General features: G+C 45.6%; 14 protein-coding genes. 12 read left to right on the forward strand and 2 right to left on the reverse strand.

Going from position 1 to position 14,676, the window contains the following annotated elements:
• Positions 1-173: 173 nt before the first annotated feature.
• From ACWQAU_RS11155 to ACWQAU_RS11165, 3 genes are read left to right on the forward strand one after another with little or no spacing between them, the layout of a single operon-like run.
• Complete coding sequence (locus ACWQAU_RS11155; protein WP_003645514.1) at positions 174-911, forward strand: metal ABC transporter ATP-binding protein; 738 nt, start codon at positions 174-176, stop codon at positions 909-911.
• On the forward strand, positions 911-1,783 hold the full coding sequence (locus ACWQAU_RS11160; RefSeq protein ID WP_016511596.1) for a metal ABC transporter permease: 873 nt from the start codon (positions 911-913) through the stop codon (positions 1,781-1,783). Before ACWQAU_RS11155 ends, ACWQAU_RS11160 begins: the two co-directional genes overlap by 1 nt.
• Positions 1,780-2,721, forward strand: a complete 942-nt coding sequence (locus ACWQAU_RS11165) for a metal ABC transporter solute-binding protein, Zn/Mn family (RefSeq protein WP_022638287.1) — start codon at positions 1,780-1,782, stop codon at positions 2,719-2,721. The genes ACWQAU_RS11160 and ACWQAU_RS11165 overlap by 4 nt, the downstream gene beginning before the upstream one ends.
• 111 nt (positions 2,722-2,832) lie before the next feature.
• Here the strand turns inward: ACWQAU_RS11165 and ACWQAU_RS11170 are convergent, their stop codons facing one another.
• Positions 2,833-3,144, reverse strand: a complete 312-nt coding sequence (locus tag ACWQAU_RS11170; protein ID WP_003641297.1) for a hypothetical protein — start codon at positions 3,142-3,144, stop codon at positions 2,833-2,835.
• Between the two features lie 396 nt (positions 3,145-3,540).
• Between ACWQAU_RS11170 and ACWQAU_RS11175 the strand changes: the two genes are divergently transcribed.
• Together ACWQAU_RS11175 and ACWQAU_RS11180 are read left to right on the forward strand one after the other, a co-directional pair.
• A complete protein-coding gene (locus tag ACWQAU_RS11175; RefSeq protein ID WP_003644108.1) occupies positions 3,541-4,470 on the forward strand; it encodes an L-lactate dehydrogenase in 930 nt (309 codons plus the stop codon).
• 31 nt (positions 4,471-4,501) lie between these two features.
• The gene (locus tag ACWQAU_RS11180; RefSeq protein WP_013355352.1) at positions 4,502-5,920 is read left to right on the forward strand and encodes an anion permease; all 1,419 of its coding nucleotides are present in this window, start codon (positions 4,502-4,504) and stop codon (positions 5,918-5,920) included.
• A 76-nt stretch (positions 5,921-5,996) separates the two neighbouring features.
• Here ACWQAU_RS11180 and ACWQAU_RS11185 read toward each other — a convergent pair whose 3' ends face one another.
• Positions 5,997-6,959 (reverse strand): sugar-binding transcriptional regulator, encoded by a 963-nt coding sequence (locus ACWQAU_RS11185; protein WP_003641300.1) that lies wholly within the window; start codon positions 6,957-6,959, stop codon positions 5,997-5,999.
• A gap of 195 nt (positions 6,960-7,154) precedes the next feature.
• On the opposite strand from ACWQAU_RS11185, the gene ACWQAU_RS11190 reads away from it, so the two are divergent.
• From ACWQAU_RS11190 to ACWQAU_RS11220, 7 genes are all read left to right on the forward strand, one after another.
• On the forward strand, positions 7,155-8,315 hold the full coding sequence (locus ACWQAU_RS11190; RefSeq protein ID WP_022638286.1) for an NAD(P)-dependent malic enzyme: 1,161 nt from the start codon (positions 7,155-7,157) through the stop codon (positions 8,313-8,315).
• Positions 8,316-8,332: 17 nt separating this feature from the next.
• Positions 8,333-9,388, forward strand: a complete 1,056-nt coding sequence (citC, locus tag ACWQAU_RS11195) for a [citrate (pro-3S)-lyase] ligase (RefSeq protein ID WP_013355354.1) — start codon at positions 8,333-8,335, stop codon at positions 9,386-9,388.
• Positions 9,378-9,668, forward strand: coding sequence for a citrate lyase acyl carrier protein (gene citD / locus ACWQAU_RS11200; RefSeq protein WP_003641303.1), 291 nt, complete (start codon positions 9,378-9,380; stop codon positions 9,666-9,668). Before citC ends, citD begins: the two co-directional genes overlap by 11 nt.
• Positions 9,668-10,582, forward strand: coding sequence for a citrate (pro-3S)-lyase subunit beta (gene citE / locus ACWQAU_RS11205; RefSeq protein WP_003644111.1), 915 nt, complete (start codon positions 9,668-9,670; stop codon positions 10,580-10,582). Before citD ends, citE begins: the two co-directional genes overlap by 1 nt.
• Positions 10,572-12,110 (forward strand): citrate lyase subunit alpha, encoded by a 1,539-nt coding sequence (gene citF, locus ACWQAU_RS11210; RefSeq protein WP_003641305.1) that lies wholly within the window; start codon positions 10,572-10,574, stop codon positions 12,108-12,110. Before citE ends, citF begins: the two co-directional genes overlap by 11 nt.
• 335 nt (positions 12,111-12,445) lie before the next feature.
• On the forward strand, positions 12,446-12,682 hold the full coding sequence (locus ACWQAU_RS11215) for a flagellar biosynthetic protein FlhB (protein WP_013355355.1): 237 nt from the start codon (positions 12,446-12,448) through the stop codon (positions 12,680-12,682).
• Between the two features lie 492 nt (positions 12,683-13,174).
• A complete protein-coding gene (locus ACWQAU_RS11220; protein WP_003641313.1) occupies positions 13,175-14,557 on the forward strand; it encodes a class II fumarate hydratase in 1,383 nt (460 codons plus the stop codon).
• Positions 14,558-14,676 lie beyond the last annotated feature (119 nt).

The following is a 14,676-nucleotide window of genomic DNA, read 5'->3' on the forward strand; positions in this document are numbered from 1 at the left end:
TATGTTGGTTGTAACGCCTTGGTTAAGCAGAAATAGTATTAGAATGAACGAAAATTTAATACCAATTATAAAAAAGTTAACTGCACCTAACAATTATTTGCATTAGCGTTAATTATCAGTTATGCTTATGACGATGTAGAAAACCGACTACCGCGATGAACGGAGGAAATGTGATGTTAAAAGTACAAAACCTCACCGTGGCATACAGTGACACACCAGTCTTTACTGATGTTGCCGTTAACTTTAACGCCGGCAAAATTACTGGAATCATTGGTCCCAACGGTGCGGGAAAATCAACGATGATCAAGGCAATGCTTGGTCTGATCAAATCCCAAACGGGAACCGTCGAATATGAAGGTCGTGCGCTAAAACAATTTCAAAAACAGATTGCATATGTCGAGCAACGTAAAGATCTCGACTTAACCTTTCCAATCAATGTTTTTGACGTCGTTTTGACTGGGACCTATGGCAAACTCGGACTTTTCCGCGAACCAAGCAAGGCGGATCGTCAGCGTTGCCAAGATGCACTTGAGCAACTTGAGTTAGCCGATTTAGCACAGCGCCAAATTAGTCAGCTCTCTGGAGGACAATTACAACGGGTCTTTGTGGCTCGAGCCTTAGTCCAAGAAGCCGATATCATTATTCTTGATGAACCTTTCGTCGGCATTGATTTACAGAGTGAGACGGCTATCATGACGATCTTGCATCAGTGGCGTGATGCCGGCAAAATGATTATTGTCGTGCATCATGATTTGAACAAAGTTTCACGCTACTTTGATGATCTCGTGATTTTAAATCACGGTATCGTTGATTATGGTCCCGTGGACGCGGTCTACACACCCGCAAACATTGAACGGACGTTTAGTGCTGATCTTTCGGCCGTCCTGTTTACGAAGGAGGAAACGCGATGATGCAATCAATTACGACCTTTATGGCTGCTTTGGGGAAGTATGATTTCTTACAAAGTGCGCTAATTACGGCTATTATGGTCGGGGTCATGTCAGGAATTATTGGTAGCTTTATTATTTTACGAGGCATGTCGATGATGGGCGATGCCATCTCGCATGCCGTTTTACCTGGTGTTGCGGTAGCTTATATGCTCGGTATCAACGTCCTAATTGGTGCTTCGGTTTTTGGAATTCTAGCCGCTAGCTTGATCGGATTCGTTGCGAGCCGTAGTAAGATTAAGACTGACACCTCAATTGGGATTGTCTTCAGTGCGTTTTACGCACTCGGTTTTATCCTAATTTCATTAGCTGAAAGTTCGACGAACTTGCACCACATCTTATTCGGTAACATTCTCGCTGTGAGTGATACTGATATGATGACGACGACGGTCGTGTTAGGACTAGTGATTTTATTCGTGGTCTTCTTCTACAAGGAATTACTGATTACGTCATTTGATCCGACCTTTGCGAAGACTTATGGTCTCAAGGTCCAACTGTTACATTACGCGTTAATGCTGGTCTTAACGCTAGTGACCGTTTCAGCGCTACAAACCGTCGGGATCATTTTAGTGGTCGCGATGTTGATTACACCGGCTGCGACGGCCTTTCTATGGACAGAACGACTGGCAGTCATGCTTGGACTGTCAGCCTTAATTGGGGTCTTGTCCTCAGTGGTGGGCTTATATCTCAGCTACACGTTGAACTGGGCTTCTGGTCCGGCCATCGTGCTAGTAGCGGCTATTTTCTTCGGTATTTCTTTCATCATCTCACCTAAGCAGGCCTTGTTGCCGACGCTTTGGAAAGGGCAAGCAGCAGCGCGACGGGTGACAGCATGAAAACGAAATTAATTGCACTGATTGGAGTCATCGCGATGGTTACCGGGATGGCAGTATTTCTGAATCAACGCCAGCAAAGTGCCAAAGCGACGACCACTAGTGCCAAAATCCGGGTCGTAAGTACGAACTCGATTCTAGATGATATGGTGAAAAATGTGGGTGGGCAGTACGTCCAAAATTACAGTATTGTGAAGCGCGGCACTGACCCGCATGAGTATGAACCACGGCCCACTGATATTGCGGCAACTGCCGAAGCTGACGTGATTTTTTATAATGGCTTAGACCTTGAAACTGGCGGTAATGGCTGGTTTAAAAAGTTAGTGACGGCTTCCAAAAAGGACTTTGACCACGATGTTTTTGCGGCCAGTAAGGGAATTAAGGTCAAATATTTAACGACGAACGTTAATGAGCCGGACCCCCATGCTTGGTTAGATCTCGCCAACGGGATTCAATATGTCAAGAACATCAACCGGACGTTGCAGGCCAAGGATCCTAAGCACGCCGCTGTTTATCAAAAGAATACGGATCGCTACGTGGCAAAACTAACAAAACTGCATGAGAGCGCTCAAACCAAATTCAAGCAGATCCCGACGAGTCAACGATTATTAGTGACATCCGAAGGCGCCTTTAAGTATTTCTCGGCGGCCTACCATGTGCCCGCTGCTTATATTTGGGAAGTGAATACGGAATCGCAAGGCACGCCAGCTCAGATGCGGACGGCGTTGAAGAAAATTGAAGGAACCCAGGTTCGAAGTTTGTTTGTCGAATCATCCGTATCACCGAAATCGATGAATAAGCTTTCACAGGAGACGGGAATCCCCGTTGCTAGTACGATTTTTACCGATTCGCTGGCAGCTAAAGGCAAACCGGGTGATACGTACTACTCAATGTTGAAGTGGAATCTTGATAAGATTTATGCTGGGCTGACTCGGTCGTAGTACTTGGGCCTATAATTCGGTTGTGTTGATGTCATGTGATATAAGTTTGTTCTAAAAAGGACCGTGGAAGTTAAATCTTCCACGGTCCTTTCTTTATTTTGAACTGCTAGTTTAGTCTTCCGATTCGAATGACAATTCCGTCATTGATAGTTCCAGATCATCAAGTACGTCGTTTTCACTCAGAAATTGTTCCCAGGCAGCCGGTGTTTGTTCGCGGGTATGGGGGACGATTTTATCATGAATATTGGCAATCACATCATCGAGCATCTTATCCGCTTGCCGGGCGATTTCAGCATCGTTATAGCGGCGTGCTGGCGCCCGGTCCTCATTTTTTCGATTCAGAAAATCGGTTGCTTTCTCCATAAAAATGGTAATAACTTGGGAGTTGTTTGCGAGATAGTCTTTTAAAGTTTCATTATCCAATGTATTAGTCCTCTCTAGTTTGAGTCGTACTTCTAATATACCACGCTAATCAGGTTTTAACTGTTTCAAGATCGGTTGGCGGGTAAAAAGTTTTGTAACTTGCGCAGATGTTTCGAATTGACGCCAATCAGGCAATTTAAACGCAGGATTGTAACTGCTTACGAAAATGATTTCACAAGCCGACACTTTAGAAATAGTTCACAATCAAAATAATTTTAAATGCTGCTACGCAGGCGTTTTAAACAACAATTATATTTAAATTTTTCAAAAAAATAATTTATTTTTAAAAAATTAGCAAAAATGAAAGCATTTGCGTTATAATACTTGTGAGTTAAGTAACTAAGTAGTTGGAACCACATGTGCAGCACACATTTTTGATGAAAGAAGGATATTGACATGGATAAGAAGCAACGCAAAGTCGTAATTGTTGGTGATGGCTCGGTGGGTTCATCATTTGCCTTTTCATTGGTCCAAAATTGCGCCCTAGATGAACTCGTTATCGTTGACTTGGTTAAAACGCACGCAGAGGGGGACGTTAAGGATTTGGAAGATGTTGCCGCCTTTACGAATGCGACCAACATTCATACCGGTGAATATGCGGATGCGCGTGATGCTGACATCGTTGTCATTACGGCTGGTGTGCCTCGTAAGCCTGGTGAGAGTCGTTTAGATTTGATTAACCGCAATACGAAGATTCTGGAATCCATCGTCAAACCAGTGGTTGCGAGTGGTTTTAATGGTTGCTTCGTTATCTCAAGTAATCCCGTCGATATTTTGACTTCGATGACGCAACGTTTATCCGGTTTTCCACGGCATCGGGTCATTGGTACCGGGACTTCCTTGGATACGGCGCGGTTACGGGTCGCCTTGGCTCAGAAGTTGAATGTTGCCACCACTGCAGTTGATGCTGCGGTACTTGGAGAACATGGTGATAGTTCCATCGTTAATTTTGATGAAATTATGATCAATGCTCAGCCCTTAAAGACGGTCACAACGGTCGATGATCAGTTCAAAGCTGAAATCGAGCAAGCTGTTCGTGGTAAAGGTGGTCAAATCATTAGTCAGAAGGGGGCCACGTTCTATGGGGTCGCCGTTAGTTTGATGCAAATCTGCCGAGCAATTTTGAACGATGAAAATGCTGAGTTGATTGTCTCCGCCGCTTTGTCTGGTCAATATGGCATTAACGATTTGTACTTGGGGTCACCCGCCATTATTAACCGCAACGGGCTCCAAAAAGTGATCGAAGCTGAGCTATCAGATGATGAGCGTGCCCGGATGCAACATTTCGCAGCCAAGATGCTGACCATGATGAATGTGGCATCATAAAAATGATGAGTAAGTATGAGGAGGAATTGAGATGACACTAAATAAGGTCAAGTATCGTGATTTTATTGCACCGTTATTGGTGGGCCTGATCATTTGGTTAAGTAGTCCTATCAAACCAGCCAGTGTTTCGATGAACGCATGGCATATTCTGGCAATTTTTGTGGCAACCATTATTGGTTGTATTACGCGGCCGTTACCAATCGCCGGGGTCGCAATCATTGGGTTGACACTAACCGTGTTATTGGGCATCGTGCCTATGGATACAGCGGTTGCCGGATTTGGGAGCAGTACGGTATGGATGATTGCGATGGCGTATTTTATGTCACGTGGTTTCATCAATACTGGTTTAGGTCGACGTGTCGCGTTGGTGTTTGTGCGGCTGTTTGGGAAACGAACGTTGGGTTTGGCATACGCACTGATTGGCGTCGATTTAGTAACAGCACCCGCAACGCCAAGCAATACGGCCCGTGCTGGTGGGATTGTTTATCCAATCATTCAGTCGTTAGCTGAAACGTTTGGTTCTGATCCCAAGGATGGCACACAAAGTAAAATCGGTTCATTCTTAGTGTTCGCAGAATTTCATGGTGATTTAATCACCAGTACGATGTTCATGACGGCGATGGCGCCTAACTTAGTTGCTGTCACGTTAGCCAAGAGTTTACACATCACGTTATCGTGGATGCAATGGTTCTTAGCCGGGATTGTCCCAGGACTTATTTGTTTATTGGTTGTGCCATATTTAATTTATAAAATGTATCCACCAGAAATTAAAGATACGCCCAATGCCAAGCAATGGGCGGATGATGAGCTGGCAAAGATGGGTAAGATGAGTCTTCCAGAAAAAATCATGGGCGGCGTCTTCTTGCTAGCCTTAGTCTTATGGATGTTATCCAGCTTTATCGGTCTCGAAGCTTCATTAGTTGCCTTTATGGCCGTCTCCTTGCTACTCGTTGCTGGAGTTCTATCGGTAGATGACGTGCTACACGAAACTGGTGCTTGGAATACCTTGGTGTGGTTCTCAATTTTGATCTTCATGGCTAATGAGTTGAACAAACTCGGCTTTATTCCATGGTTGTCTGGCGCGATTGGTGGTGCCTTGAAAGGCTTCAGTTGGGGCATTGTTTTAGCGGCACTCGTCTTGTTCTACTTCTACAGTCACTACTTGTTTGCTAGTGGGACTGCCCACGTTTCCGCAATGTACGGTGCCTTACTTGGGGTCGCGGTTTCCGCGGGAGCGCCAGCAACCTTTGCTGCACTGATACTTGGCTTTACTGGTTCGATCTTCGCTTCGACGACGCATTATGCGAACGGCCCGGCGAGTGTTCTCTTCGGTTCTGGGTATGTTACTCAGGGAAAATGGTGGCAGTTAAACTTTATTTTAGGTCTCTTCTACCTAGTCGTTTGGGGTGGCGTTGGCGCCCTCTGGATGAAAGTGATTGGTATTTGGTAGTCTGATTTTAAGCATAAAAACAGGTACCAAGCTGCCGGCAACGGTCAGCGTTGGTACCTGTTTTCGAAGAAGCGGATTATTTGGATAGTGGTGTGGCTTGATCTTCTTGGAGAACCCGATTCGCGACGGCTTCATCAATGATGATGTCAGTGAGTAATTGTCCGCGGAGGGCGCCAAGTAAGGCTTCGCTCTTGAACTTACTTTTGATGATGCCGAAACGACGCGGCACTTTGAGAATGGCGGGCATTTTAGCGCCAAAGAGTTTGTCGTGGTCGGCGTTCAGAATGTGACCATTGATGTCGTATGGCCGACCGTATAACAGGCCGACCACCGCCTGCGGATCAGCGCCACCCAGAATGGCTTGGCGATGTTGATGCCAGACGGGAATCGAGTCAATGGATGCTAAGGTGCCAATTCCGGCAAATAGCATGTCCATTCGGTCAAAGTTACTGATGGCCGGTGTAATGGCTGGTTCTTGAGCCAATGCTTGGTGTGCTTGATCATTAAACAAGTAGAGTGGTGCCGGGATGGTGACGTACTGTGCGCCGAACTTAGCGGCGGCTTTTTGAACCAACGGTGTTGAGCCGTTCGCTGCGTTCGTTTTCAGGTTATCACCCATAAACTGGGTGAACAGTAAGTCATCACGAGTGCTCGTTTGAAAATTATCGATGACGCTAAGGACAGTGCCACCCCATGCCACCCCAATTACATTACTTTGAATGATCTGGCGCTGGATTGTTTCGGCGGCAAACTCGATTACGTGGCGTTCATCGTCACTCGTGGTATCCGCGTCTTTGATAATATAAATATGTTCAATTGGAAAACGATGTTTAAATTTAGCCTCCAGCTCACTATTTCGTTCGATGGGGGTGTTAATGTTAATTTTGACTAGGCCGGTTGCCATGGCTTCGTCTAAGTATTTTGAAATTAGATAACGACTGACTTGGTATTTCTTTGAAATTTCAGCGATGTTGATTTTGGATAAGTAATAATCATGTGCAATTCCAATCAACAGGCGGCGATGATTCATATCGTCCATATCGATGACCTCTTTATCAACCTAAGATTTAAAATTTTAAAACTCGTTTATAATATTTTAAGTTTATTATACCAGAAAAGCTGACTTTTTAAAAATTATAAAAATCCAATCTAAATTTGATATTTTTAAAAAATGGTCGTACACTGGGGATAACAAAGTGAACGGTATTATTTTGAGAAGAGAAGGCAGATATTGATGGTAGAACAAGATGAGATTTTAAAGTTGCACGCCGCCCATACGGGGGTTTTGGACATTCATTCAGACCTTGCAGTGACCGATAAGGCTGATTTAGGTAAAGCATATACACCTGGTGTTGCGGTGATTTCCAAGCTGATTGCGGCGCATCCGGAATTAAAGGCAAAATACACGATGAGTGGTAAATTAGTAGCGTTGATCACGGATGGGTCAGCAGTACTGGGCCTCGGCAATATTGGTCCCGCGGGTGGTTTGCCGGTCGTAGAAGGTAAGGCACTCCTATACAAGAACCTCGCTGGGATTAATGCGATTCCGCTGGCGTTAAATCAGGTCAGCGTGCCAGCAATGGTGGCGACAATCAAAAACATGTCGCTCTCATTTGCGGGCATTCATCTGGAAGATATTACGGCGCCTAAGTGTTTTGAACTAGAAGCGGCCTTGAAAGATGAGCTTGATATTCCGGTTTATCATGACGATCAGGAAGGCACCGCAATTGTCGTGTTGGCGGGACTGATCAATGCCGCTCACGTAGTCGGTAAGTCCTTACGGCAGATGCGCATCGTTGTCAACGGCGTCGGCGCATCCGGGTTAGCTACAGCTCGGTTATTAGCAGCGGTCGGTGTCAAACAACTGACCTTGGTCGATGTTTACGGGGTCGTTACAGCGGATGATCAGCGGTACAACCAGTATCAACGGAATCTTGCCAAACAGTTGGGAACACCTGCACAACTAAAGGGGCAACCACTGGCGAAGGTCATGGCCGACCAGGACGTCTTCATTGGCTTGTCAGACGCCAACGTCTTATCAGCAGGGGCCGTCCACTTGATGAATCATGATCCAATCGTCTTTGCACTCGCTAATCCAGTGCCAGAAATCAATCCAGCAGTAGCTGAGAAGGCTGGGGCCACAGTCATTGCAACGGGTTCTAGCCAGTATCCAAACCAGGTCAATAATATTCTGGCTTTCCCGGGGCTCTTCAAGGGCTTACTCACAAATGGGGTCAAGCAAGTTGATAATGCGTTGCAGATCCAAGTGGCTCAGGCTTTGGCTAAGACCGTGTCGAACCCAACTGCGACGACGATTGTGCCGAGCGTCTTTGATTCACAAGTGGTACCGAACGTGACGGCGGCCGTTGCAACGTACGCGCAAGCACAGCATTAATCATAGGAGGTTGTCTGATGGCAGCGCAAGTTGTTGAAATGCAATTAAATAATCCGCACGAGCATGCCCAGTGGCAACAATTCTTAATGTCATTAGGGATTACTAATTTTAGCCCGCAAGAGGTTGAACATATTGATGTGACCTTAGGATTGATCGAGGATGGCCAACTTGTTGGGACCGGATCGTTAGCTGGCAACGTGCTTAAATATGTGGGTGTCTGTAATAAGAATAGTCAGCCGGGGGCCCGGTTTAATCAAATCGTGAGTGCACTGGTCAATCGGCTGTTTCAAGCACAGATCTTTCATATGATGGTATTTACCAAGGCCAAGTATTCAGCGAGTTTTCAACACGTAGGCTTTAAAGAATTAGCTCATTCGGATGAAGCGGCCGTATTAGAAAACGGCGCACCGGATATGACGGATTTTGTCAAACAGTTGCCGATGATTCCCAACCAAGCACAACAGCGTGTCAGCGCGATTGTCATGAATGCGAACCCGTTTACGCGGGGACACCGCTATTTAGTGGAACAAGCCGCGGCGGTCAGTGATTTAGTTTACGTCTTCGTCGTTGCGACAGATGCGAGTCTATTCCGTACGGCCGAGCGCGTTAAGCTGGTTCAACAAGGAACAGCCGACTTGGCCAACGTTCGGGTCGTCAGCGGGCAGGACTATCTCGTGAGTGCAGCGACCTTTCCAGCCTACTTCTTGGATTCAGCGGCGGGCGCAATTGAGGCGCAGACGACGTTGGACGCCCGGATCTTTAAGCAGCAACTTGCACCAGCACTGCACATTACGACCCGGTTCGTTGGTAGTGAACCGACGTCGCGGACGACTGCGATTTATAACCGAGTTTTGCAGCGTGAATTACCACCGGCAGTTGCTGTACGAGTGATATCGCGAACGACGGTGGCTAATCAACCAATTTCGGCGCGGACTGTTCGGCAACGGATTCAAAGCGGCAACTTAACTGAGTTAAACCAACTGGTACCGGCAACAACGGCCCAGTTTATAAAAAATAACCTAACAACATTACAAGCGCGAATTCAGAAAGGAATGAAAATTGATGGAAATTAAGACAACGGCAGTCGCCGGAACCTTGGAATCATCTGATATTCAAATTATGTTAATGGCGGGAGACAACGGCATTCAAATCGACCTTGAATCGGATGTTATCAAACAGTTCGGGGCACAAATCAAGCACGTGATCACGACGACGCTTCAACAATTGAATATCGATAATGTGAAGGTGCGCGCTGTTGATAAAGGGGCGTTGGACTGCGTCATTAAAGCGCGGACCATTACGGCAGCACAACGGGCGTTAGAAACCACGACACCAGCATGGGAGGTATTATAATGGCTGAAAATGAAGAACGCTTACGGCGGACAATGATGTTTGTACCTGGTAATAATCCAGCCATGGTAAAGGATGCCGGGATTTACGGTGCAGACTCGATCATGTTTGACTTGGAAGATGCCGTCTCAATGGCTGAAAAGGATGCGGCCCGGGTGCTGGTTTACGAAGCGTTAAAAACGCAAGATTATGGCAACGCTGAATTGGTCGTTCGAATCAATGGTTTGGATACCAAGTATTACGCTGATGATGTCAAAGCAATGGTCAAGGCTGGCATTGATGTTATCCGTTTGCCAAAAGTCGAATCGGCTACCATGATCCAAACGTTGGAAAAGGATGTCGCGGCAGCTGAAGCTGAATTTAAGATACCAGTTGGCACGACTCATTTGATGGCTGCAATTGAAAGCGCTAAGGGCGTGCTTAATGCCCCGGCAATCGCGGCAGCCTCGGATCGAATGATTGGGATCGCCTTGTCAGCAGAAGATTATACGACGGACATGAAGACCCACCGTTATCCTGATGGCGCGGAACTGGAATTTGCCCGTAACATGGTGCTTCATGCTGCTCGTGCCGCTGGAATCGCCGCGTTCGATACGGTCTTTACAAACATGGCCGATCCCGATGGCTTCTACCGTGAGACGCGGCATATTCATCAATTAGGATTTGACGGTAAATCATTGGTCAACCCTCGACAGATTGCAATGGTCAATTCAGTCTATGAACCAACCAAGGATGAAGTTATTAAGGCCCAAAAAGTCATCGCCGCGATTGAGGAAGCCCGGATCAAGGGTTCTGGTGTTATTTCCATGAATGGCCAAATGGTAGACCGGCCCGTTGTTTTGCGGGCTCAACGTGTGATGAGCTTAGCCAAAGTTTCCAACTTACTCGACGAGGAGGGCAATTACATTGAAAAATAGTGTAGACCGCGAATTACCAGCAGAATTAATGACGAAGTTAAATTACCAAGGTTTTGAGTCAACCGAAATCGGACATCCTGAAATTCAACGGGTGGCCCCCAAAGTTCACGTTTCAACAGGGGACAACAAAGTCGTTGATTCCGTTGCTGACGTGGTAAAAGCCACTGTCAAAGATGGTATGACGATTTCATTTCACCACCATTTTCGTAATGGGGATTTCGTCTTCAATCAAGTGATGCGGGCCATTATTGATGCCGGTATTAAAGATTTGACCTTGGCGCCATCCTCCTTAACGGGCGTGATGAACGATATGGTGATCGAAGCAATTAAGGCCGGAACGATTACGAATATTACTAGCTCGGGGATGCGGGGCTCTCTTGGGGACTTCGTTTCACACGGTGGTTTAAAGAACCCCGTAATCTTCCGTTCTCATGGTAATCGGGCCCGGGCCATTGAACATGGTGATATTAAAATTGATGTCGCCTTTCTAGGTGTGCCGAATGCTGACCGACTAGGAAATGCGAACGGGATGGCTGGTAAAGCAGTCTTTGGTTCCTTAGGTTACGCCCTGATGGATGCGCAATACGCCAACCAAGTTGTCTTATTGACCGATAATATTGTGGCTTATCCAAATACACCGGCCTCAATTAAACAGACACAAGTCGATTACGTCGTGCAAGTCGACCAAGTTGGTGACCCTGACAAGATTGGTTCAGGTGCGACGCGCTTCACCAAGGACCCAAAGGAATTGAAGATTGCCCAGACCGTTAATGATGTGATCGTGAACTCACCATACTTTAAAAACGGCTTCTCATTCCAAACTGGTTCCGGCGGTGCTGCGTTAGCTGTCACTCGGTACTTGCGGCAAGCAATGCTCGATAATCAAATCAAAGCATCGTTTGCACTTGGTGGTATTACGAAACCAACCACTGATTTGCTCGAAGAAGGGTTAGTTGATAAAGTCATGGATGTTCAAGACTTTGACAAAGGGGCGGCAGCATCGATGCACGCCAATCCTAATCAACAAGAAATTGACGCATCATGGTACGCTGACCCTGATAATAAAGGAGCGATGGTTGATCAATTGGATGTTGCCATTCTGAGTGCGTTGGAAATTGATACGCACTTCAATGTCAACGTCATGTCCGGTTCGGATGGCGTGATTCGTGGCGCCATTGGTGGACATCAAGACGCGGCTACGGCCAAACTGACCATTATCTCTGCACCACTTGTCCGTGGTCGGTTAGCGACGATTGTGCCAGAAGTAACAACCGTTGTAACGCCGGGGGACTCCATTGACGTGGTTGTGACGGAATACGGGATTGCAATCAACCCCCGGCGTCAAGACCTAGTTAAAGCACTCAGTCATGTCCCAGGTGTGCCGGTCTATACGATTGAAGAATTACAACAATTAGCCGAAAAGAAAGTCGGCCAACCCCAACCACTTGAATTTACAGATCGCACCGTTGCCTTGATTGAATATCGCGATGGCACGATTATTGATACGATTAAAGCGGTGAAGGACTAAAAGATATTGATGACAAAAATGACCCGGCTGATGACTAGCTGGGTCATTTTTATTTATGGTGAATTGAAATGAGTTAAGCAGGGCAGTTCTATTGTACGTGTGACCAATGCGCCTTATAGACACTTGTAGCGAACAGATACTGGAGACAAATAATATTTATCGGCTTGGGAAATGGTAAGATTTATTTGGTTGCTTAGACTGATAAGCAAGTTAATGAATATGTAGTACAATATAAATAGTTGTTCGTGTTTATATATTGAAATGCGTCGTTGTAAGGAGGCTTCACGCATACAATTGTTTGCAAAGAACTATAAGGTGATGCGGGTGATTAAGTGATGGAGCAATTTCCAAATTTTAAGCTATTTATTGATAAATATTTACCATGGTTAGCCGTTATTGGTTTTGTTGTGACGGTCAGTGTTAATGGTAATGTTTGGTTGTATTTTATGTCGGTTCTGATTATATTTGTTGTGGTTGCAATTATTGACTTGCTGTTTAAGTATTGGAACCATGCCAAGATTTTAGGTATCATGATTGTCCTTTTGGTGCTTGGACTATGGTTGAATCGCTAAGTATACTGTTAGATGGGGATATTCAGTTGGAACTGATAAGTAAACATAGCAATGTCTTTATCAAAAATATCTCGGCTAATATCAATTTAGTAGAGATATTTTTGTTTTAATTAGCGATGTCCTGAATTTTTAACATGATTCGGGACTGAAAAGGGCCCGACAGTTAGAAATGTTGTTTGTCAGCTGGTGTGCGTCCTATTCCGATATTGACTTTAACCTCCAGAGTATGCAAAAAATGACGATTACGAGTAAAATTGGTCAACAGAAATAAATCGGAACATGTGAATAAATAAACATTTTTATCAAACACACAGTTACCGCAAACTTTCAGCGCCAAACGACTGTTACATAAACCTCATAACTAATACTTATAGCTAAAACTGAGTTTGACTATAGCTATATGGGGGCGCTAAACTAGGTTTATAAACTAAATGTTATTTTTTTCACACACTTAGTAAGCGCTTACCAACACATTAATTGGAGGTTATCAACATGACAGAATATCGAGTTGAATCAGATACTTTAGGCGAAGTTAAAATTCCTGCGAACGCCTTATGGGGTGCTCAGACAGAACGGAGTCGCCATAACTTTCCGACTGGTACGAAGATGCCGTTGGAAATGATTCGGGCATTACTTCAAATTAAGCGGGCCGCAGCGATTGCGAATAAAGAAGTTGAAGCAATGACTGCTGAAAAAGCTGATTTAATCGTGGCTGCCATTGATAAGTTATTAGCGCTCGACGATGAAGATTTGCGTAAGGACTTTCCGCTGGTTGTTTACCAAACTGGTTCGGGGACGCAAACGAATATGAACGTTAATGAAGTGGTCGCACACATGGCTGGTAAGATCAATCCTGATATTGAAATCTTGCCGAACGACGATGTTAACCATGGTCAAAGCTCTAACGATATCTTCCCAACGGCGATGAACATTACGGCCGCAGTTGCCGTGGATAAGCTGATTGCCGCAGCGGAACACTTATTAGCGGAATTGAAGATCAAACAAAAGAAGTACTGGCGGGTAGTAAAGATCGGCCGGACCCATCTTCAAGATGCAACGCCATTAACTTTTGGCCAAGAAGTGAGTGGTTGGGCCAGTGCGATTGAACATGATATTGCCTACTTAAAACAGTTGAATCCAACGTTAGGCGAGCTTGCAATGGGTGGGACCGCCGTTGGGACTGGTCTAAATGCTGCCCCTCATTTTGCTGAAAATATTGCTGCGGCGATGAGCAAATTGTATGGGATTGAATTTACGGCTGATTCCAATAAGTTCTATGGTTTGGCCCATCATTCTGGCTTAAACGTGGTTCACGGGGCCATCAAGACCCTAGCAGCCGATTTGATGAAGATTGCCAATGATGTGCGGTTCTTGGCAAGCGGTCCACGGGCCGGTTATGACGAATTAAACATTCCGGCTAACGAACCCGGCTCATCAATCATGCCTGGGAAAGTTAACCCAACCCAAGCTGAAGCCATCACTATGGCAGCGGTACGAGTTATGGGGAATGACGTGGTCGTCGATTTAGCTTCTAGCCAAGGTAATTTTGAAATGAACGTTTACAAGACCGTTTTGATTGATGCCTTCCTTGAATCTGCTGAATTGTTAGCTGGAACGATTACCGGCTTCACTGACCGAATGATTGCTGGTTTGACGGTCAACCAAGACCGTATGGCAGAGTTAGTCGACAGTTCCTTGATGACGGTTACGGCATTGTCACCACATATTGGCTATCATGATAGTGCGATGATTGCTCAAGCAGCTGAAAAAGCGGGGACGACATTGCGTGAAGCAGCCATCAAGTCTGGCAAAGTAACCGCGGAACAATTCGATGAATGGATGGTTCCACTGGATATGACGAATATTGATGATTAAGCTAAAATAAGTATTGATCGGCGTTGAACCGTTAACGTGGATCAAGGTGGCACGGGTCATTGTTCCTAGACTTGGAATGGTGGCCCGTGTCCAGTTAACGACAATAATAAATGAGATTT

Source organism: Lactiplantibacillus sp. 3062 (assembly GCF_055413545.1).

Bases quoted from the DNA above. Each gene is read 5' to 3' on its own strand.
- ACWQAU_RS11155 (WP_003645514.1), top strand. From the start codon at position 174: ATGTTAAAAGTACAAAACCTCACCGTGGCATACAGTGACACACCAGTC.
- ACWQAU_RS11160 (WP_016511596.1), top strand. From the start codon at position 911: ATGCAATCAATTACGACCTTTATGGCTGCTTTGGGGAAGTATGATTTC.
- ACWQAU_RS11165 (WP_022638287.1), top strand. From the start codon at position 1,780: ATGAAAACGAAATTAATTGCACTGATTGGAGTCATCGCGATGGTTACC.
- ACWQAU_RS11175 (WP_003644108.1), top strand. From the start codon at position 3,541: ATGGATAAGAAGCAACGCAAAGTCGTAATTGTTGGTGATGGCTCGGTG.
- ACWQAU_RS11180 (WP_013355352.1), top strand. From the start codon at position 4,502: ATGACACTAAATAAGGTCAAGTATCGTGATTTTATTGCACCGTTATTG.
- ACWQAU_RS11185 (WP_003641300.1), bottom strand. From the start codon at position 6,959: ATGGACGATATGAATCATCGCCGCCTGTTGATTGGAATTGCACATGAT.
- ACWQAU_RS11190 (WP_022638286.1), top strand. From the start codon at position 7,155: ATGGTAGAACAAGATGAGATTTTAAAGTTGCACGCCGCCCATACGGGG.
- citC (WP_013355354.1), top strand. From the start codon at position 8,333: ATGGCAGCGCAAGTTGTTGAAATGCAATTAAATAATCCGCACGAGCAT.
- citD (WP_003641303.1), top strand. From the start codon at position 9,378: ATGGAAATTAAGACAACGGCAGTCGCCGGAACCTTGGAATCATCTGAT.
- citE (WP_003644111.1), top strand. From the start codon at position 9,668: ATGGCTGAAAATGAAGAACGCTTACGGCGGACAATGATGTTTGTACCT.
- ACWQAU_RS11215 (WP_013355355.1), top strand. From the start codon at position 12,446: ATGGAGCAATTTCCAAATTTTAAGCTATTTATTGATAAATATTTACCA.
- ACWQAU_RS11220 (WP_003641313.1), top strand. From the start codon at position 13,175: ATGACAGAATATCGAGTTGAATCAGATACTTTAGGCGAAGTTAAAATT.